At 65.3% G+C, this 19793-nt stretch carries 17 protein-coding genes and 1 tRNA gene; 4 read left to right on the top strand and 14 right to left on the bottom strand.

Features of this window, described 5'->3' with window-relative positions:
* Positions 1-126: 126 nt before the first annotated feature.
* Both A6723_RS21580 and A6723_RS21575 read right to left on the bottom strand, forming a co-directional pair.
* A complete protein-coding gene (locus A6723_RS21580) occupies positions 127-1437 on the bottom strand; it encodes an ATP-binding protein (RefSeq protein ID WP_082450851.1) in 1311 nt (436 codons plus the stop codon).
* Positions 1434-2174, bottom strand: a complete 741-nt coding sequence (locus A6723_RS21575; RefSeq protein ID WP_024767564.1) for a response regulator — start codon at positions 2172-2174, stop codon at positions 1434-1436. The genes A6723_RS21580 and A6723_RS21575 overlap by 4 nt, the downstream gene beginning before the upstream one ends.
* A 224-nt stretch (positions 2175-2398) precedes the next feature.
* Between A6723_RS21575 and A6723_RS21570 the strand changes: the two genes are divergently transcribed.
* Together A6723_RS21570 and A6723_RS21565 are read left to right on the top strand one after the other, a co-directional pair.
* Complete coding sequence (locus A6723_RS21570) at positions 2399-2671, top strand: DUF2790 domain-containing protein (protein ID WP_024767565.1); 273 nt, start codon at positions 2399-2401, stop codon at positions 2669-2671.
* A gap of 93 nt (positions 2672-2764) precedes the next feature.
* A complete protein-coding gene (locus tag A6723_RS21565) occupies positions 2765-3985 on the top strand; it encodes a cytochrome c biogenesis protein DipZ (RefSeq protein WP_054910557.1) in 1221 nt (406 codons plus the stop codon).
* Positions 3986-4016: 31 nt separating this feature from the next.
* On the opposite strand, the gene A6723_RS21560 is transcribed toward A6723_RS21565, so the two are convergent.
* The 5 genes from A6723_RS21560 to A6723_RS21540 all read right to left on the bottom strand — a co-directional run bounded on the left by A6723_RS21560 (position 4017) and on the right by A6723_RS21540 (position 7805).
* Positions 4017-4313 carry an addiction module antidote protein gene (locus A6723_RS21560; protein ID WP_054910556.1) on the bottom strand — a complete coding sequence of 99 codons (297 nt, stop codon included), beginning with the start codon at positions 4311-4313 and terminating at the stop codon, positions 4017-4019.
* Positions 4310-4606: a type II toxin-antitoxin system RelE/ParE family toxin gene (locus tag A6723_RS21555; protein WP_054910555.1), complete on the bottom strand. Its 297-nt coding sequence runs from the start codon at positions 4604-4606 to the stop codon at positions 4310-4312. The genes A6723_RS21560 and A6723_RS21555 overlap by 4 nt, the downstream gene beginning before the upstream one ends.
* Positions 4607-4722: 116 nt before the next feature.
* Positions 4723-6570: a diguanylate cyclase gene (locus tag A6723_RS21550; RefSeq protein WP_054910554.1), complete on the bottom strand. Its 1848-nt coding sequence runs from the start codon at positions 6568-6570 to the stop codon at positions 4723-4725.
* 115 nt (positions 6571-6685) lie between these two features.
* Positions 6686-6759 (bottom strand) — tRNA-Gly (locus A6723_RS21545).
* Positions 6760-6911: 152 nt separating this feature from the next.
* The gene (locus A6723_RS21540; RefSeq protein ID WP_054911181.1) at positions 6912-7805 is read right to left on the bottom strand and encodes an alpha/beta fold hydrolase; all 894 of its coding nucleotides are present in this window, start codon (positions 7803-7805) and stop codon (positions 6912-6914) included.
* A gap of 501 nt (positions 7806-8306) precedes the next feature.
* Between A6723_RS21540 and A6723_RS21535 the strand changes: the two genes are divergently transcribed.
* Both A6723_RS21535 and A6723_RS21530 read left to right on the top strand, forming a co-directional pair.
* Positions 8307-9140, top strand: a complete 834-nt coding sequence (locus tag A6723_RS21535; RefSeq protein ID WP_054911177.1) for an ABC transporter substrate-binding protein — start codon at positions 8307-8309, stop codon at positions 9138-9140.
* 3 nt (positions 9141-9143) lie between these two features.
* On the top strand, positions 9144-12023 hold the full coding sequence (locus A6723_RS21530) for an HD domain-containing phosphohydrolase (RefSeq protein WP_064979856.1): 2880 nt from the start codon (positions 9144-9146) through the stop codon (positions 12021-12023).
* A 68-nt stretch (positions 12024-12091) separates the two neighbouring features.
* Here the strand turns inward: A6723_RS21530 and A6723_RS21525 are convergent, their stop codons facing one another.
* The 7 genes from A6723_RS21525 to atzF form a co-directional block, all read right to left on the bottom strand.
* Positions 12092-12838 (bottom strand): murein L,D-transpeptidase catalytic domain family protein, encoded by a 747-nt coding sequence (locus A6723_RS21525; RefSeq protein WP_054911262.1) that lies wholly within the window; start codon positions 12836-12838, stop codon positions 12092-12094.
* A 376-nt stretch (positions 12839-13214) separates the two neighbouring features.
* Entirely contained in the window at positions 13215-14267 is a 1053-nt protein-coding gene (locus A6723_RS21520) for a L,D-transpeptidase (protein ID WP_054911261.1), read from the bottom strand.
* Between the two features lie 207 nt (positions 14268-14474).
* Positions 14475-15170, bottom strand: a complete 696-nt coding sequence (locus tag A6723_RS21515) for a pseudouridine synthase (protein ID WP_054911260.1) — start codon at positions 15168-15170, stop codon at positions 14475-14477.
* A complete protein-coding gene (locus A6723_RS21510) occupies positions 15170-15385 on the bottom strand; it encodes a cysteine-rich CWC family protein (RefSeq protein WP_037011248.1) in 216 nt (71 codons plus the stop codon). The genes A6723_RS21515 and A6723_RS21510 overlap by 1 nt, the downstream gene beginning before the upstream one ends.
* 98 nt (positions 15386-15483) lie before the next feature.
* The gene (locus A6723_RS21505; protein WP_054911259.1) at positions 15484-16320 is read right to left on the bottom strand and encodes a DUF4824 family protein; all 837 of its coding nucleotides are present in this window, start codon (positions 16318-16320) and stop codon (positions 15484-15486) included.
* Positions 16317-17390, bottom strand: coding sequence for a DUF2157 domain-containing protein (locus A6723_RS21500; protein WP_054911258.1), 1074 nt, complete (start codon positions 17388-17390; stop codon positions 16317-16319). The genes A6723_RS21505 and A6723_RS21500 overlap by 4 nt, the downstream gene beginning before the upstream one ends.
* Positions 17391-17766: 376 nt before the next feature.
* On the bottom strand, positions 17767-19575 hold the full coding sequence (gene atzF, locus A6723_RS21495) for an allophanate hydrolase (RefSeq protein WP_054911257.1): 1809 nt from the start codon (positions 19573-19575) through the stop codon (positions 17767-17769).
* Between the last annotated feature and the right edge of the window lie 218 nt (positions 19576-19793).

The following is a 19793-nucleotide window of genomic DNA, read 5'->3' as shown; positions in this document are numbered from 1 at the left end:
TTTGGGGAACGCGGCGGGCGGGTTGCCGCCGCTGTTCGTGGAGCCATCTTGGCGAGGGGCTTTATACCGGATGTGTCCGGGGAAGGCCGTCTTGTATCTCTGTGTACATCTCGCTCAAGCGCAGCCTCAGCTGGCGGGGCGCAATTCCAGCTGCGCGCACAGCCCGCCCGTGGCGCGGTTGGACAGGCTCAGCGTGCCGCCCAGGGCCTGGCTCAGTTGCTGGGCAATCGCCAGCCCCAGGCCGGTGCCGCCGGTGCCGCGGTTGCGCGAGCTTTCCACCCGGTAGAAGGGTTTCACCACTTCGGTGAGTTCTTCCTCGGGGATGCCGGGGCCGTCGTCGAGCACACGGATACACACGACACCCTGGGCATCGCGTTCGACTTGTACCTGTGCAGCGCCGCCGAACTTCAGCGCGTTGTCCACCAGGTTGGTGAGCACCCGGCGCAGCGCGTGGGGGCGGGTTTCCAGCACGACGTTGCTGCTGCCTTGAAGCTCCACGGCCTGGCCGCTGTCCTGGTAGTCGAGGACGAGGCTGTCGAGGAATGAATCGAAGTTGACCTTGACCGCCGCCTCGCTGGCGCCGTCCATGCTGCGTGCGTAGGCCACGCCTTCGCGGACCAGGTGCTGCATCTCTTCCAGGTCGCTCCACAGGCGCTCGCGTTCGGGCGAGTCGTCCATCTGCTCGACGCGCAGTTTCATCCGCGTGATGGGCGTCTGCAGGTCATGGGAAATGGCCGCCAACAGTTGCATGCGCTCCTTGAGGTACGCGCCGATACGACCTTGCAGCGCGTTGAAGGCGCGGGCGGCGTAGGCGACTTCGCTGGGGCCGCGCTCGTCCAGCTCGGGCGCGGGGGCGTCCGGGTCGAGGTGGTCCACGGCCTGGGCCAGCCGCGTCAGCGGGCGAATCGCCAGGCGCACGGCAAGCCAGGTGCAGAACAGCAGCAACGCCAGCTGGACGATCAGTACCCAGGGCAGCCATTGCGCCACGGGCACGCCCTTGGGCGTCACGTCGATGGTCAGCGGCATGCCGTCGGCCAGTTTCAGGTGCACCTGGAAGTGCGGGATCGAGCCGGGGATGTTCTCGAAGCGCAGCCCGTAGCGTGGGCCAATGGCGTCGGCGATGGAGGTCGCCGCCATGGGCGCCTGCGCCATGTTCATCGGCTCGCCGGGCTGGCCGCCATCCAGGCGGTAGCGGTAGTTGGGCCGCTGCACCATGGGCAGCCAGCGCTCGCGCTCGTCCAGCGGCAGGCGATCGAGCAGGGCGACGGCGGTGCTGACGTCGGTTTCCAGGTTGCCCAGCATCATGCTGCGGGCGCTCTGGTAGCGCTCGTAGAACTGCGAGCAGAACGACAGGCTGTAGGCGAACACCAGCCCGGCGAGGAAGATCAGCGCCAGGCGTGCGGCCAGCGTGCGTGGCCAGTGCAGGACGGATTTCATGCGTTGGGCTCGAGCAGTTCGACGGCCAGGGCGAAGACGTAGCCTTCGCTGCGCACCGTCTTGATGTAGGCGGGTTCGCGGGCGTCATCCAGCAGGCGCTGGCGCAGGCGGCTGACCAGCAGGTCGATGGAGCGATCGAAGATGTCCGCCTCGCGGCCTTGCGTGAGGTTCAGCAATTGCTCGCGGCTGAGCACACGCTGCGGATGATCGACGAACACGCGCAGCAGGCGGTACTCGGCGCCGCTCAGGGCGACCAGGGTGCCGTCTTCATCGAGCAGGTGGCGCGCGGTGGTGTCCAGCTTCCAGCGGCCGAAGCCGATCAGCCGGCTCGCCTCGCTGACCTGCAGGTTCGGCGGCAGCATGCGCGTGCGGCGCAGCACGGCGTTGATTCGTGCCAGCAGTTCACGGGCGGAGAAGGGCTTGGTGAGGTAGTCGTCGGCGCCCATCTCCAGGCCGATGATGCGGTCGGTCTCGTCGTTGCGCGCGGTGAGCATCAGCACTGGTGTGGACTTGTGCTTGCCCACGCGCAGCTCGCGACACAGCTTCAGGCCGTCGTCGCCGGGCATCATGATGTCGAGCACGATCAGGTCGACCGAATTGGCGTCGAGGAAGGCGCGCATCTGCCGGCCATCCGCCGCCAGGCTCACACGCAGGCCGTTCTTCTTCAGGTAGTTGCCGACCAGCTCGCGGATCTCGCGGTCGTCGTCGACGATCAGTACGTGATCGACATGGTCCATGCCGGTGCCTCATTCACAGTGGGTTGAGGCGAGTTTATAGCGCAGCGCCACGCTTGCCTGCCGTGCTTTGTATTCCACTGTATCCAGGCCGGCCTCCGATACCCGGCGCAGCAAACCAAGGGCCTGCGCGACACAAGCCCGATACCTCCTGAACGTGAAATGGGCACCAACGGCGAGGCACACAGCCCTCGCCGGCCAAACCCGACACAGGACAGGAGAACCCCATGAAAGCCATCCAGCTCGCCAACGCTTGCCTCTTCGCTTCCCTCGCCGCCTTCGCCAGCTTTGGTGCCCAGGCCGCCGATACGCAGCCCGTTGAGCAGTATCACTACGGCCAGAAACTGGACGTGAAGAAGGTCGTTGCTATCCAGGAAGAGGCCGCGTCGCCCTTTGACTGCGGCATCGTCAACGCCCGCATGGATTACCTGGATTCCCACGGCCAGCCGCACAGCCTGGCCTACCGCAAGTTCGCCACCGACTGCAACGAAGGCGGCTGATTCCCCTGAGCCGCAGCCACGGATGGCCGCGGCGTTTTTTCCCGCTGTTCACTCCAGAAAAAGCCCACGGGCCGGCGGCCCATCGAGGTTTCCATGCTGCTCATCGCCTTTCTCGGCGGGGCGCTGACCCTGCTCAGCCCCTGCATCCTTCCCGTGCTTCCATTGTTGTTGCAGCGCGCCGGCGGCCCGGCGTGGTCGCCGTGGGTCACGCTGCTCGGCCTGGCCAGCGGCTTCGCTGTGCTGGCGAGCCTGGCGACCGTCTCCAGCAACTGGGTGATTGCCGCCAGCGAATGGGGCCGGTGGTTTGCGCTGGTGCTGCTGTCGGTCTCTGCACTGGCGCTGCTCTGGCCGCGCTTCAGCGATTGGCTGGCGCGCCCCTGGGCCTGGATCGGCGATCGTCTGCACGGTGAAGCCCGGCGCATGCCGCCGGCTTTCTCCGCGTGGGTGATGGGCTTTGCCGCCGGCCTGCTGTGGGCGCCCTGCGCCGGCCCGGTGCTGGGGCTGATTCTCTCCGGCGCCATGCTGCAAGGCCCGAGCGCGCAGACCAGCCTGCTGCTGTTTGCCTACGGCCTGGGCAGTGCCACCGTGCTCGGTATCGTGCTTTTCGCCGGGCGCCGGCTGATGCAGCAGCTGCGGCCGCGCATGGCCGTCATCGAAGGCCTGCGCCGCGCCACTGGTGTACTCGCCCTGCTGGCCGTGGTCGGCATCGCCAGCGGCACCAGCGCACAACTGGCTTCCGGCAGTTCGTCCACCCTGGTGAACAGTCTGGAGCGCAAGGTCATCGATGGCGTGCCCGCGCTGATCAGCCAACTGATGCCCGGCGACATGGCCCACGGCGCCGAACGCCTGCCCGACCTCGGCCCGGCTCCCGAACTGCAAGGCGCGGTGGAGTGGATCAACAGCCCCGAACTGAGCCTGCGCGACCTGCGCGGCAAGGTGGTGCTGATCGACTTCTGGACCTACGACTGCATCAACTGCCAGCACAGCCTGCCGTATGTGAACGCCTGGGCGAAGAAGTACGCCGACCAGGGCCTGGTGGTGATCGGCGTGCATACCCCGGAGTACCCCTTCGAACGCGTACCCGCCAACGTTCGCGAAGCGGTGAAACAGCACGACATCCACTACCCCGTGGCGCTGGATAACCAGTACCGCATCTGGAACGCCTTCGCCAACCAGTACTGGCCGGCGCATTACTTCATCGATGCCCAGGGACGCGTGCGCCATCTGTCGATCGGGGAGGGTGGGTATGAGGAACAGGAGCAGGTGATTCAGGCGTTGCTGAAGGAGAGGGATGGAGTGAAGGCGGGGGCATGAGCAAGTGACGGGGCGGGGACGGGACTGTCCCTCATTTCCCGCTGCTGGCGGGAATTGCCTGCAACTCGACACCCAGCGCGCGCATGACCTTCATGACCGTCTCGAAGCGCGGCTTGGCTCCGGGCGCAAAGACCTTGTACAGGCTCTCCCGGCCCAGTCCCGAGTCATTGGCGATCTTGGTCATGCCGCGCGCCTTGGCAATGTTGCCGATGGCGAGCAGCAGCTCATCGGTATCGCCGTCAGACAGGACCTGGGACAGGTATTCGGCAATGACCTCCTCATTGTCGAGGTGGTGGCTGGTGTCGAAGTCGCTCAGTTCAATGGTCATTCAATTGCTCCCGCCAGCTGCTGCGCCAGCTTGATATCGCGCTGCTGGGAAGTTTTGTCGCCGCCACACAGCAACAGGATCAGCACGTCGCCACGGCGCGTGAAGTAGACGCGATAGCCAGGGCCGACATCCAGTCGGATTTCCGAGACGCCGATGCCCACCGAGCGGATGTCGCCGAAATGACCGGACCGGATACGCTCCAGTCGACGCAGGATTGCGACTTTCCCGCGGGGGTCGCGGAGCTCAGAAAGCCAGTGATCAAACTGGGCAGTTTGCTTTAGCTGATAGGTCATGCTGCAGCTGTATCCAGTAGGATACAGGTGTGCCAGCGAGCCTGCACTTGAAATGTTCGGCGACCACCATGAAAGTGCTGAGCCGGGTGTAGGACGGCGGAGCGATCGACTGCCTGTCAGCCCTCTACCTGATTGCGCCCCTGCTTCTTCGCCTCATACAACGCCGCATCCGCCTGCTGCACCAGCATCTCGGCGGAGCATTCCGAACTCGGTACCGCAGCTACCACGCCAATGCTCACGCTCACCCGCCCCAACGGCGACAGCTCGTGGGGCAGGGCGAGTGCTTCCACCGCTTGCAGCAACTTGTTCGCCATGCCGCGCACGCCGGCGAGGTCGGTCATCGGTGCGAGGAAAACGAACTCCTCGCCGCCATAGCGCGCCACCAGGTCGGTGGAGCGGTTGACCGTGGTCGCCAGCGTCCGGGCAATGTCGCGCAGGCAGGCGTCGCCGGCAGGGTGGCCGTAGTGGTCGTTGTAGCGCTTGAACCAGTCCACATCGATGATCGCCAGGGCCAGAGCCTCACCGGAGCGACGTGCGTGGCCCCATTCCTGCTCCAGTAGCTGGTCGAAGCGGCGCCGGTTGGCAATGCCGGTGAGGGCATCGGTCAGGCTCATGGCCTCCAGCTGGTTGTTCAGCTCGCGCAGTTCATCGGTGCGCTCGGCGACGCGCAGTTCCAGCTCGTGCTCGGAGCTGCGCAGGTTATCCACAAGCTGTTGCTGGGTACGGATCAATTCCTCCTGCACCCTGGCCTTCTCCCGGCGCATGACGTTGAAGCGGTCGGCGAGGGCGAAGGCCAGCACGATCATTTCCATCGCCGACCCCAGTTGCAGGCCGTCCACGGTAAACAGGTTGGTCGGCACGATGCCCATGGCGCGCAGCGAGGTCATCGCTCCGCCCAGCATCAGCAGCGCGAAGGCCGCGAGGAAGAAGAACGCGCTGCGCTGGCGCTTGAAGGCGGCAACGCCGGCACCAATGAGCAGGATGACCGCCGTGGCGAAGTTCAGCAGGATGCCGGCGCGGGAGAAATATGGCAGCGCCAGCGCATAGGCGACGGGGCTGAGCAGATAGGCCAGGATCATCCAGCGCAGTACCCGGTCCAGGCGCGGCAGTATCCGCTCGAACTGCATCATCCGGCGGGCGAACAGCAACAGCGCGGCCAGGGCCATCGACACGCCGGAGTAGTAGACCACGTTGGAATTGAGCGGCTCGCCGAAGATCGACCAGTCCGGGGCAAGGCCGTTCTTGATCGCCAGCGCCCCGGCCGTGCAGCTCACGAAGACCACGTAGAGCAGATAGATCGGGTCGCGCAGGGCGAACAGCAGCATCAGGTTGAACAGAGTCATCGCCACCGCGATGCCGAAGTACCAGGCCTTGCCCGTGTAGTCGTCGCGTTCGTAGATGGAGAACGCCTTCACCGGCCACAACTGCAGCGGCACCAGCAGGCCGATACTCGACTCGACCCGCAGGTACAGCACCTGTTCGGAGTGCGCGGGTAGGTTCAGCGGAAAGACGAAGTTGCGGTTCGGGTAGACCTTGTTGCTCTGCGGGACGTCGCTGCCGGTGTTAATCGTCCTGACGCTGCCATCTGCCTGCGGGATGTTCATCTGCACATGGGAGATGCGCGGGTTCTCCACCACCAGCAGGCGCTGCAACGGGGCATCGCCGGGATTGCTCAGCTGCAACTTCAGCCAGAACGCCGAGCGGGTAAATCCCATCGCCAGCGCACTGCCGGGTGGCTGATCGGCCTTGAAACGGGCTTGCTGCGCAGAGGATTGCACGTCCGCCAGCGTCAGGCTGCGGCTCGGGTCTTCGAGGACGGAGACATAGGTGGTCAGCGTCAGGGGCTGGGTGGTGACGCTCGCGGCATCTACCACCTGGGCAGCCCAGGCGGGACGGACCAGTAGAAAGAAGATGGTGAGCAGGAGCCAGGACAGCGATTGCCGGTGCGGGGCGGAGGCGGGCATACGGCAGGATCCGGGCTGTAGGGATGCCGAGGATTCTACAAGAGCCGGTTTGGCGGCGCCAAAAGCACAAAAGCCCCCGGCAACTCACGCTGCCGGGGGCTTTTGCTGGGGATTCTGGAGCGGGCGAAGGGAATCGAACCCTCGTCATGAGCTTGGGAAGCTCAGGTAATGCCATTATACGACGCCCGCTTGGGGGTGCCTTTTTACCAGAAGGGCGAGGCTTAGTGAAGCCTTGGGCTATCGGGCGTGCCGAGTGGATGGCATTCGTGAACACGGTGGCGCAATGAAAAACCGGGGGCGGAAGGTCTGGGGCCGGCCCCCGGCTGTGTGCGCTGGCTGCATCAGCCCACCATGGCGGCGATTGGCACGCCCTGGCTGCTGGGCAGGTAGGGGTTGGCCAGGACCGGGTGGCGCTGCGGCTGGAGGAAGGTCAGGAGGGCGTCCTGGGTTTCCTGCCAGGCCTTCTTGTGTTCCACGTCGATGAAGTGGCCGGCGTTGCGGATGGTGCGGAATTCGCAGTCGCGGATCAGTTGCTGGAACAGCTTGGCCTCGGCCGGGGTGGTGTAGATGTCCAGCTCGCCGTTCATGAACAGCAGCGGGATGTCGATGGCGGCAAACTTCTCCATGTAGCTCTCGGCACTGAGCTTGAGTACCTGGCAGACGTGGAAGTGCATCTGCTGGTATTCGTGCTCGTCGAGACCGGCGACGTGGCGGAAGTTGTAGCGCTTGAACAGTTGCGGCAGGTAGCGACCGATGGTGTCGTTGACCAGGTTGCCGATGTTGGTGCGATCGCACGCGGAGAGGTAGTCCAGGCCGCGGTGCAGGTAGTCGAGCATCGAGGCGTTGAGCAGCGGCGAGAAGGAGTTGATCACCGCCTTCTGGATTCGCGCCGGGCGCTCGGCCAGGGCCAGCAGGGTGGCGACGCCGCCCCAGGAGAAGGACATGACGACGTCGGCCTGGTAGTGCTCGATCAGGCCGAGCAGCAGCTGCGCCTCGTACTCCTTGGTGATGAGCTCGCGGCAGTCGTTGTGGGCCCTCGACCGGCCCGCGTACGGCTGGTCGTAGCAGACGACGTTGAAGTGCGGTTGCAGGTATTTCACCGTTTGCGCGAAGGAGGCGGTGGTTGCCAGCGAGCCGTTGACCAGGATGATGGTCTGCCGCGCTTCCCTGTTGGCGTGAAACTCCGTGTGTACCCGGTGTTGCTGAATCTCGACGACGGCGGTTTCCGGCCTCATGTCGTATTCCTCCAGACGCAGGTCATGGTGCGCATCCACCATCGGATGCGAAGAAAGTACCCAGGCAGAGGAAAGCGTCTTGACGTGACAGCTTCATGTCACTCGACGAAAGTTAACAATCTCTTGATTTTCAAATGCTTACGACACCAAAAGACAGCGTTCCGAAGCCCTTGGGGGCGCGGAAGATTGGCTTCTGATCAGGCGGGGGAAGGTGCGGCTCGGGGGACAGCTGCCGCGGGAATCATTGTTGGCTGCGCTGCGTGACTCATTGGTCACGCTTGGGCCAGAGTTAAGCAGGGTGGTTCGGCGCCTGCAACTGCCAGTGGGCGGCTGAGTCACATCGTTCTGCCGAAATCCGACGAAATGACATTTCTCTGCGCGATTCTCCGGCGCTTTGGTGAAGCCGGATTACACTCATGTGATGGCTGTAACTCCCCCGCCGAAGACGAGCGATCTCGCCGTGCTCCCCCCTGAGGCCGATACCGCGTGCGGAGCGGTTCAATGGCACTTCATCCACGGTTGCGCAAACTGCTGGTCCTGGCCCCGGCCGCATGGCTGTGTGCGGAAGCCATGGCCGAGGATCGCTACGGCTGTGAGCAGCCGATTGCCATCGCCTATACCCGCAACGTGGTGTTCTTCCATGACGATGTCGGCATCGATCCCGACCTGATCGCCGAGCTGTCTCGGCGCACCGGCTGCCAGTTCGAGATCTCGATTCGCCCGCGCGATGAAATCTGGCAATTGCTGGAGAGCGGCGACCTGCAGATGGGCACCAGCGGCGTCGCCACGCCGCAGCGGCGCGCCTACACCTACCTGCTGCCGTATCTCTATATGCGCAACAAGTTGATTGTGCGCGACGATCTGGGGGACATGAACAGCCTGGACGCCTTCCACGATATGCCCGGTGCGCGCCTGGGAGTAATTGCCGGCTACCGCCATGGGCCTTACATCGACGGCATGCTGCGTATCCTCCGCTCGGAAGGTCGGGTAGTGGAATACAAGGACGACGCCAGCCGCTTCACCGCGTTGCTCAACGGTAATGTGGAAGGCGTGATAGGCCATGAGATGAACCTCGAAGGCGCGGTGAAGGACCGTCGCCAACGGGAGCGATTCCATGTGGTAGATGTGATCCCCGGGCCGGCGACTCCCCATAACCTGATGCTTTCGCGCAAGCGCTTCACGCCGGCGCAAAGCGCCGAATGGATGCGCCTGATGGAAACACTGTGGCTGGACGGAACTCTGGCCCGGATCATGCGTAACAATGCGCCGCCACCCGTGGCGGAAGAACTGCTCGACAGCGGCTATCGCTACAGCTCCACGGACAGAGGCTGGTAAAGGATGAAGGCATTCGAACGGGGTATTCCGCTGCAGCTGCTGGTGGCTGGCGCCATCATCGCCAGCATGCTGGTGCTGGCGGGGGCCCTGCTGATCCAGGGCTACCGAGGGGTAGAAGGCGCGCTGGTGACGGCGGCCGGGGAGTCGGCCAGCCAGTTGGGCGCGACCATCAACGAGCGTATCCGGCGCCTTATCGACCCGGCGGAAAGCGCGCTGCGGCTGCTCACCCACGACCCCATCTCGCAGACGGACAACCTGCCGGCGCGCCTCGATCGCCTGCCGATGCTGGTGGAGAACCTGCGTGCCAACCGCACCCTGAGCGCGGTGTACATCGGTTACCCGAATGGTGAGTTCCTGCTGATCCGCGCCTTGCGCGTACCCGAGGTGCGCCGTGCTCTCCAGGCGCCCGACGCGGCCAAGTACCTGGTACAGAGCCAGACGCTCAACGGCCAGGGCGGGCTGCTCGGCGAGTGGCGTTTCTACGACAGCGAACTGCGGCTGCTGCGTGTACAGGAGCGGCCGGATTACCAGTACGACCCTCGACAACGCCCCTGGTACACGGAGGCTCGTGCGACGAGCAAGACCGTACTCACCCAGCCCTACGTCTTCTTCACCACCCGCGAGATTGGCCTGACCCTGGCCCACCGCAGCGTCGACGGCGCGGCAGTGATCGGCATGGACGCTTCGGTGAACGACCTGGGCGGCGAGATGGGCGACCTGCGCCAGACAGCCCACACCGAGTTGGCGGTCGTGGACGGCAAGGGCACGGTGATCGCCTATCCGGACCTCTCCAAGCTGATGGTCCGTGAAGGCGACCAACTGCGACTGGCCACGCTGGACGAGCTGAAGGTGCCCAGCCTGAGCGAACTGAATGCCAATTCCGTGCCCTCCGGTACACCGCAGTCGTACAAGGTGAACGGCGAGGACTGGTATGGCATCTGGGTGCCGCTGTCGAACTTCACCAGCAACGAAGTGCGGGTGCTTATCGCGATTCCCGCTGTGGAGTTGCTGGCCGGCGCCCGCCAGTTGCTGTTCAACCAGGCGTTGTGGAGCGGCACCTTGCTGCTGGTTCTGCTGCTGATCGGCTGGTACATCGGCCGGCGTATTGCCCGGCCGCTGACCGCATTGGCCGATCAGGTCGGCGCCCTGGCGGCGTTCGATTTCGCCCGGCCGGTGGGGGTGGAGTCAAAGATCGCCGAGGTCCGCGACTTGAGCAGCGTCATGGGAAGCATGTCGCGCACCATCCACAACTTCCAGGCCATTACCCTGACCCTGAGCCGCGAGACGCGCCTGGAAAGCATGCTCGAGGGCGTGCTCTCGCGCCTGGTGGAGGCCACCGGCGTGATGGGCGGCGCTGTCTACCTGCTGGAGGACGAAGAGTGCCGCCTGCGGCTGGCCTGCACGGTCAACGGCGAGCAGTACCCGCAGTCCATGCTGATCGAGGGCTTTACCGAGGCGGAGCTGGCCCAGCGGGTGGACCTGGCATTGGCCAATCGCGGGCAGTTCCTGGAGGTTTCGCTGCGCAATCGTTCGGACGAGCTGCTGGGCATCCTGGTCCTGCAGCTGGCGGAGGAGGGCGCCCACAGCCTGCAGCCACGCAAACCATTCAAACGCTTCGTCGAGGAGCTTTCCGGCGCCGCCGCCGTGGCCATCGAGACCCGCCAATTGATCGAGGCCCAACAGCGCCTGCTGGATGCGATCATCAAGCTCCTCGCCGACGCCATCGACGCCAAGAGCCCCTATACCGGCGGCCACTGCGAGCGCGTACCGCAGTTGGCCGACCTGCTGCTGCAGAAGGTCATCGACTCGCACGATGGCGAGTACGCCGGCTTCACCATGAGCGATGCGGAACGCTATGAATTCCAGATCGCCGCCTGGCTGCACGACTGCGGCAAGGTCACCAGTCCCGAATACGTGGTGGACAAGGCGACCAAGCTGGAAACGCTGTACAACCGTCTGCACGAGGTGCGCACGCGTTTCGAGGTGGTCTGGCGCGACATCGAGCTGGACTACTGGCGCGGCATAGCCGCAGGCAACGACATTGGTCTGCTGGCCGCGCGCCGCGACGCGCTGCATGAGGCGTTGCGCGAGGACTACGCCTTCGTCGCCCAGGCCAACGTCGGCGGCGAGTTCATGAAGGACGAGGATATCGAGCGGCTCAGGCAGATCGGCGAGCGTCGTTGGTTGCGCTACTTCGATGACCGCCTGGGTATCTCCCACGATGAAGCCGAGCGGCTGCAGGGGCGGCCCGAACGGCCGCTGCCGGCGGAGGAGTTCCTCCTCGCCGACAAGCCCGAACACCGAGTGCCCTGGGGCGAGCGCAAGCCGCCGGTGGTGAAGGACGACCCGCGAAATATCTGGGGCTTCGACATGCGTCTGCCGCCTTACGCGAGCAATTACGGTGAGCTGTACAACCTGGGTATTCGCCGTGGCACGCTGACCGAGGAGGAGCGTTTCAAGATCAACGAACACATCGTCCAGACCCTGATGATGCTCACCACCCTGCCGCTGCCGCTGCCGCGTCATTTGCGCCGTGTGCCGACCATTGCCGCCAACCACCACGAGAAGATGGATGGCACCGGCTATCCACGCAAACTGTCCCGTGAGCAGATGAGCATTCCGGAGCGGGTGATGGCGATCGCCGATATCTTCGAGGCGCTGACTGCCGCCGACCGTCCCTACAAGGCGCCGAAGACCTTGTCCGAGTCACTGAAGATCCTCGCCTTCATGGCCCGCGACCAGCACATCGACGCCGACCTGTTCCGCCTGTTCATCAGCCAGGGGGTTTACCGGGAGTACGGCGAGCGCTTCCTCCAGCCCGAGCAGATGGATGCCGTGGACGTGCGCGCGATCCTGGAAATCCTGGAGGGGGTGAAGGCTTAGCCCCGCAGCCCCTGAAACGAAAACCGCCGGCATCAGCCGGCGTTTTTCGTTTCAGGGGCAGGCAGCGATCAACGCTTGGCGAGGTTGGTGGCGTAGCGATTGATCTGCGGGTTCTTCGCCACGGTGCAGCTCTGCCCGGCGAGGAATTGCGAGGTTTTCAGGTATTGCTGCTGCGGGTAGTAGGCGAACACGTAGCTGCCGTTCTTTACCGTATCGATGAGCTTCTGCGCCACCTGCGGGCGCACCGCCGGGCAGCCGAGGCTGCGGCCCAGGCGGCCGAGGCCGGGGACGACCTTCGGGTCGGCGTAGGCGGCGGCATGCATGACGATGGCGCGTTCTTCGCTGTTGTCGTTGAAGCCCGGCTCCAGGCCCAGCAGGCGCAGGGACCGACCGTGCTTGCCGCTGTAGGTCTGACCGGTCTGGTACAGGCCGATGGAGGACTGGAAGCTCTCCGGGCGATTGGAGAAGGAGGTGGCCATGTCGTCGCCACTCTTCTTGCCATGGGCGACCCACTCCTCGAAGAGCAGTTTGCGCTGCTTCAGGTCGAAGACCCAGAGGCGCTTGTCGCGGGATGGCTTGGAGTAATCGATCACCGTCAGCAGGCGGTTCTGGCCGCCCAACTGGGTGCTGGCGCACTGCAGCGCACTGAGCGCCAGGCGCAGGGTCTCGGTATTGGTCGCCGGCGCGAGGCGGTGCAGGTCCTCGGCCGTGGGCAGGGCAGCAGCGGACGCGGTCTGCCAGCTACCGATCGCGAAGAGCGCGGCACTGGCGAGCGAAATCCGGAAGAACCCCCGTAACTTCAAGAAAGTCAGCATGAATACAACATTCCCGTTGAATCGATATGGTTTTTTCTGGGAAACGCCGCATTGTGCGTGATTTTTGACCAGTGATGTGTTTGTTTTTTAATCAAGTATGGTTCCGCCCGTCGGTAATTACGAACTTTCCAGCGCAAGAAATCGCCGCGGGGCACCGGTCTGCGGGACGTTAAGACGAAAGGAACTCACCTCGGACAGGCGCCTTGACTCTTTGTGTTTCGAGATTCTTCGGCTGCTTGCACGGCCGACTTGAGGCCGTCTGTCCGCAGGTGAGGGCTGACAGTTTGGCGTGGGCGGTTGGCGATGGGGGCAGGGAAACGATGAAGAGGTTGTAGGAGAAATCCGGAGCGCTTCGACGTCGCTCCGGTTCATCCTGTTACTCCACGCTCTGGTTCTTGACCGGCTTCTGCTCGGCCTTGCGGTCGTTGGTGGTGATCACGGTGAAGTCCGGGTTGCTGCGCATGTCGCGGGTAGATGGCAGGTCAGTGATCACCAGCGTGCTGCCCACGTCCATGCTGGCCAGCAGGTTGCGCAGGAATTCGCGGTCGAGGCTGAACTTGCCCAGCTGCTCGGCAGGCGACAGGCCTCGCTGCGGGTCGCTGACCTGCACGCTGGTCCAGCGCAGGTTGGGGTTCTCGCTGTCGATTTCGGTTTGCGAGGGCTTTTCCATGAGGGAGAAGGCGGCGACGCCGGTCCGTTCTTCCGGGTGTTCGAAGGCTACCGGTGCGGTGCCGATCTGCAGGCCCCCACGGTAGACGTAGAGACGGCGGTCGGCGCGGCTGACCAGCACGGAGACCGGTCCCTTCTCCGCGCCGGGATCGCTCCAGAACGGCACCACCATGCCGCTGTCGTCGTGCGGGCCGGCGGCGCGGCCATCGCTGACGATGGGCGCGAGCAGGCCGGGGTGGTAGACCTCCACGGGCGAGCTCTTGGCGTCGGAGATGATCACGGTGGTGGAGGTGAAGCCGGTGACTTCGTAGAGCTTCTTGGCGAACGCCATGGGCAGGCGGATGCAGCCGTGGGAGGCCGGGTAGCCGGGCAGGTTGCCGGCGTGCAGGGCGATGCCGTCCCAGGTCAGGCGCTGCATGTAGGGCATCGGCGCGCTGTTATAGAGGTCGGAGTGGTACTCGACCTTCTTCTGCAGGATGGAGAACACGCCGGTGGGGGTTTCCTTGCCCTTCTTGCCGGTGCTGACGGTGGCTACGCCAATGGCGATACCGTTGCGGTACACGTAGGCGCGTTGCTCGGTGAGGCTGACCACCAGGGTGACCGGCCCGGCTGGCGAGATTTCCGGATACCAGAGGAACTGGCCGGGCTTGAGCGTCTTCAGCGCGGCCTGCAGGTCCGAAAGCGGCGAGGGCTTGCTCGGGTTGGCGAAGGCGACGCTGGCGCTCAGGGCGATCAGCAGGGCAACCGACAGTTTCTTCATCACCTTTCCTTACAGCGCGGGCATGGCAGGGAGCTTAGCCAAGCGGCGGTGAAGGCTGCAAACTGCCGGGCTGAATGGTTTGCGTAGGAGTTTTCGGAATGTTGCGCGGGGCGCGGTATGTAGGAGCGAGCTTACTCGCGAACCGCCCGGACGCCGTGCTCGCCGGCAGGATTGTTCGCGAGCAAGCCCGCTCCTGCAAAGGGCAGTTCAGCCGAGCGCGGCGATTTCCTGAGCAGTCAGCGCGCGGTACTCGCCGGGTTGCAAGGCTGGGTCCAGCGCCAGGCTGCCCATGCTCTCGCGGTGCAGGCGCGTCACCTTGTTCTGGAAATGGCCGAACATGCGCTTGACCTGGTGGTAGCGGCCTTCGTGCAGGGTCAGGCGCGCGGTGCGAGTGTCGAGGATTTCCAGCTGGGCGGGCAGGGTGGTGAGGTCTTCGAAGGCGAAGTACAGCCCCCGCTCGAAGGTCTCGATGTAGCACTCCTCGATCGGGTCCTCGGTCTCGACGTAATAGACCTTGGGCAGCTTGCGCCCCGGCAGCGTCATGCGCCGCGACCATTGCCCGTCGTTGGTGATGAGCAGCAGGCCGGTGGTGTTGTAGTCCAGGCGGCCGCCGATATGCAGTTCGTGCTTGTCCGGTTCGTCGAGCAGGTCGAGCACGGTGCGGTGCTCGGCATCGCGGGTGGCGCTGACGCAGCCGGCGGGCTTGTGCAGCATGAAGTAGCGCGCTGGCTTGCCGGCCTGCAGCAGGTCATCGTCCAGCTCCACGCGGGAGAACTCGCGCACTTCATGGCGGCCATCGCGTACCACCTGGCCATCGACACGCAGGCGGCCTTCGGCAAGCAATTGGCGGGCTTGCTGGCGGTTCAGGTGGGGCAGGTTGGCGATGAAACGGTCCAGACGCATCAGGCGGTCTCATCGTCCTTCAGCCCGGCAGCACAGCGCGGGCAAAGGCAGGCACGGTCGACCAGCTCGGGCGGGATGCGCTCCAGTGCGTTGCGGTCAATGCGCGTGCTGAAGCACCAGCACGGCTGGCCTTCCAGCGCCGGGTCGGCCTGGGTGCAGCGGTTGGACTGGCCGCAGAGCGGGCAGCGGCTGGGATCGGGAGTGACGTCGTTCATGGCCGGTCAGGGCAGGAAATGGCGGTGAGGCGGGCGCACAGGGTGCAGCGCCGACCCGCATCGCGCAAGCGGATTCGGATCGGCGCGGCGGGGGCCGCTCAGGGCATGTCGATGCCCTGGATCCAGGGCTCCAGGCGCTTGCCAAAGGCGACTTCGGCGACGAAGGGCTGGGCGCGGCCGTCCGCTGCCCGGTGAGGCTGCGCGGTGATCTGGTCCAGCCGCTCGCGCCACTGGTACGGCACGTTGAGGCTGTCGGTGCCGATGGAGCTGGCGGTGCCGCCGAGGGTCCAGATGTGCTGGTAGTAGTTGGAAACGGGGCGTACCTGGCCGTGGACGATCAGGTAGCGCTGGCGATCGGGGTAACGGGCTCGCAACGCCTGCAGGTCCAGGCCGACGTCCTTGAGCAGCAGGCGGGTGTCGGTCTTTTCCTCGCTATCCAGTTCGCAGCGGATGAAGTCGCGCTCGTCCGCCAGGCGGGCATTCTGCGGTGCGGCATCGGCGGCCTGGCGGGCTTCATCGAGACGCTTGCGGGTCAGCTGCACTTCGCGCTCGTGAAGCGGGCCGTTGAGCTCCAGCACCAGCAGGGCCGCGCGCGATTGCTGGCGGCCGAAGCGCCGGGCGCTGTCGTCGTCGACCTGCTCGGGCATGGCGAAGCCGAGTTCGGCCATCTTCTGGCTGTCGAGGGCGGGCTGCCAGCCCCGGTTGTGTTGCCGTGCCTCATCGTCGCGGCTGGGCGTACGCCAGTGCAGGCGCAGGCTCAGGCCGCTGTTTTCCTTGTACCAGTCGTTGTTGCGCAGCAGCTCGCGCTGGCTGAGCGACAGGACGCTGTCCGGCTCGCCGGAGCGGTTCCAGGCAACGCCGCCCAGGGCGACGGCGTTCACCAGCAGGATCAGGCCGACGCCGCTGGCCAGTGCGTGAGTACGTGTCCAGTTCATGGGCGGGCTCCCAGCAGGCCGTGGGCGCGGCGCAGGCGACGCAGGACCAGCAGGATCAGCACCGCGCACAGACCCAGCACGAGGAAGAACAGGTACTTGGGCATGACCTCCCACCACCAGTCAAAGAACTTGGTGTAGAGGAAGATCACGAAGAAGGTCAGCCCGGTATTGACCACTTCAGGCCACTCGCGTCGCGCGCCGAGCCAGATCACCAGCGCAGAGGCGACGAAGCCGAGCACCTGGTAGAGGCTTTCCACCGTTGCATAACGCAGTGGCAGGTAACTGCTGCCGCCCCAATTGGCCAGCACCAGCATGGGCAGGAACAGCCCGAGCAGGCCGAATACCCGGTAGATCGTGGCGAAACCGTCGAAACGATGCTGGGAGATGAACGACGGCACCAGGAAGATCAGCAACGCGGCGGGGAAGAAGTTTTCCGGACGTTCGCCGACGTCCAGCCAGTAGACGCCGCTCCAGGTGCCGACCCGTGCGGCGACGTAGCCCATCACGCAGATCAGCGCGGCGGCCAGCAGCAGGCGTGTGTTGCAGGTGTAGGCCAGCAGCAGGGCGTAGGCGGCCCAGGGCAGCAGGGCCTTGTCGGACGGGGTGATATTGAATATCTGCCCGACCATCACGACGTTCAGCACGAAGCAGGCGAAGGCCAGCATGGCGCCAAGCTTGGCGAAGTAGCCGGAGGCGTCGCGGCGTTGCAGCACGAGGGTCAGCAGCAGGCTGATCAGCGAGGCGGCGACGAGAATGACGACCTGCACGCTTTCGCCGAACAGCCCCCAGAACTGGTAGAAGAGGAAGAACAGGCTGGCGGCCAGGGCCAGCGCGCCGAGGAAGGAGGCGATGCGCATGCCCAGGGACAGGCGATGGTCCTGGCTGTCGCGGTCGATGTCGAAGCGTGCCCGGTAGTCGGCGAGCAGGCGCTGCTGGTGTTCGTGCAGGCGCTCGTGCTGAGTGTTGTCGAGAACGAGGGCGCCTTCGTCGCGCAGGCGGCGCAGCTCGCGGTCGAAGGCCAGGATATCGTTGACGCGGTGCTGCGCCTGCTGGTGGCTGAGGTCGGGCATGACCGGTCCTTGCGGCGGGTGATGCTGGGACTCTAGCTCGTGGCGCGGCGGGGTTCCATGGTCAGACGCCGGTGACGCAGAGCGCGTGGCGTTCGCGACCCGCTATCCGCCCACACGCCGAAGATGCAGCAGTATCTGTTGGGGCGAGTTTGCTCGCGAACCAGTCTCCGTTGCAGAGGTGGTTCGCGAGGCCAATCCCGTTCCCCACGGGATTCTTCATTCCCTCATCCATGTGGGGCGCAGGAAGCGTAGGGCGAATAACCTGGAACAGGTTATCCGCCGGAAATTGCGCGGCGTACAACGCTGGCGCGTTATACGCCCTACGGGTAACCGATGCCCCACCCGGCGGAGGAAGTTCCTTTCCGGAAGCGCGCACTCAGGTTCGGCTGGCCAACCACGCGCGCCATCCGCCGAAGCGGCTGATGTCCTCGGCGCCTTCCAGGCCCCAGGCGTCGCAGATGAAGCCGGTCTCCCAGCTGCCATCCTCCAGCTGCACCTTGCCCAACCCAAGCGGTGCCGGGATGCCGGTGAGGAAGGAGCCCAGTTCGGCACTGGGCAGCTCCCAGACTTCCACCTCGATGGCCACGCCGCGTTCGGCCACGCGCAGCATGCCGGGGCGCAGCGGCGGGCCGCCGGCCAGGGCATACAGCTTGTAAGCCGGGGCGCTTTGGGTGGCGCGCAACAGGCGGGCGCCGCGCTGGCGCAGTTGCCAGTTCAGGGCCAGGCCGTCGAGGTGCGCGCCGCACACCACCATGCGTGCGCGGTCGTTGCGCGCGGCATTGGCCGATGCGGCCGGGGCGATTGCGTTGCCGCCGGCGAGCGGCAGGTTGTGCCGGCGCTGCAGCGCATCGGCCACGCCGAGCAGGTACTGGTCGGTGAAGGCGCGGCCGAACAGGGTCACACCCCAGGGCAGGCCGTTGCCCATGATTGCACTGGGCACGGCGACGGCGGCGTAGTCCAGCAGGTTCATGAAGTTGGTGTAGTAGCCCAGGTCGGAATTGCGCTTCACCGGTTCGGCGTGCAGCTCGTCCAGCGTCACCGGGCGGCCGATAGTGGGGGTGAGCACGCAGTCGAGGTCGGCGAGGATCGCATCGCACTGTGCCTTGAGTTCCTGCAGGCGATATTGCGCGCGGAACGCTTGCACGGCGGTTGCGCCGGGAGCTTTCGCCAGTACGTCGCGGATCACTGGCAGCACCGCTTGCGGGTCACGCTCGATCAGCTCGCCTGCCACGCTGTAGCGCTCGGCGACCCAGGGGCCTTCGTAGAGCAGGCGCGCGGCTTCGAGGAAGGGCGCGAAGTCGATTTCCTGCGCCTCGCCGCCCATGGCCTTGAGCTGGTCCAGGGCGTCGGTGAACAGCACCGGGCCTTCGTGGCAGCCGAAGAATTCCAGTTGATCGGCGCGGGGAACACCGAAGCGGAAAGGCTTGGGGGCACCGAAGGCGCTGGCGTCGTTCCACGCCGGATTGGCGCGGCTATAGCCGTCCCGTGGATCGAGCTTTGCCGTGAGAGCGAGAAGCTCGCTGGCCTCGGCGGCACTGGCGGTGAAGTAGGTGATGCAGTCCAGGGTGCGGCAGGCCGGCACCAGGCCGTGGTTGGACAGCAGCCCCTTGCTCGGCTTGAGCCCGAGCAGGCCGTTGAGCGCCGCCGGCACGCGACCGGAGCCAGCGGTGTCGGTGCCCAGGGCGAAGCTCGCCACGCCCAGCGCCACGGCCAGCGAGGAACCGGCGCTGGAGCCGCCCGACGGGTACTCGGGCAGCACGCTGTTGCGGCATTCGCCATAGGGCGAGCGGGTGCCATTGAGGCCGGTGGCGAACTGGTCGAGGTTGGTCTTGCCCAGCGGGATGGCGCCCAGGTCGATCAGTTGCTGCACCAGCGTCGCGGACGTTTCCGGCATGTAGGCGAACGCCGGGCAGGCGGCGGTGGTGGGGATACCGGCGAGGTCGATGTTGTCCTTGATGGCGAAGGGGATGCCGTAGAGCGGCAGGCTGTCCGGCGATTTCTCATCCAGCGCGGCGAAGTAGGGCTCCAGTTCTTCCAGGCTCAGCAGGTGGATGAACAGGTGGTAGTCCGGGTTCAACGCGGCGGCCTTGTTGCGCAGTCCGGCGATCAGCTGGCGCGGCGTGGCGCGGCCTTCGCGGTAGGCGGTGCGCAGGGTGGTCAGGCGGAGGTCAAAGGTATTGGGCATGGTCGAGATTCCTTGGGCCGATCAGTTCTCTGGCTGGGCTGCCCTCTCCCGGAGGGAGAGGGGGAAGAGCAGTCCGGCGCGGTGTTGGGTTCGAACCATGGTTGGCCGGGTGGCGCGGACTGTGGTTCAGGTTGAATCCAGCGCTGAGGCCCACTCCGTACGGTCCCCTCTCCCGCTTGAGGAGCGGGGCGCGTAGCCAGGGTTAGGGTGAGGGGCTC

The organism is Pseudomonas sp. AU11447, from assembly GCF_001672555.2.
Taxonomy (GTDB): Bacteria; Pseudomonadota; Gammaproteobacteria; order Pseudomonadales; family Pseudomonadaceae; genus Pseudomonas; species Pseudomonas nitroreducens.
The sequence above is the reverse complement of the archived record's forward strand: the minus strand, read 5'-3'. Positions and strand labels throughout refer to the sequence as shown.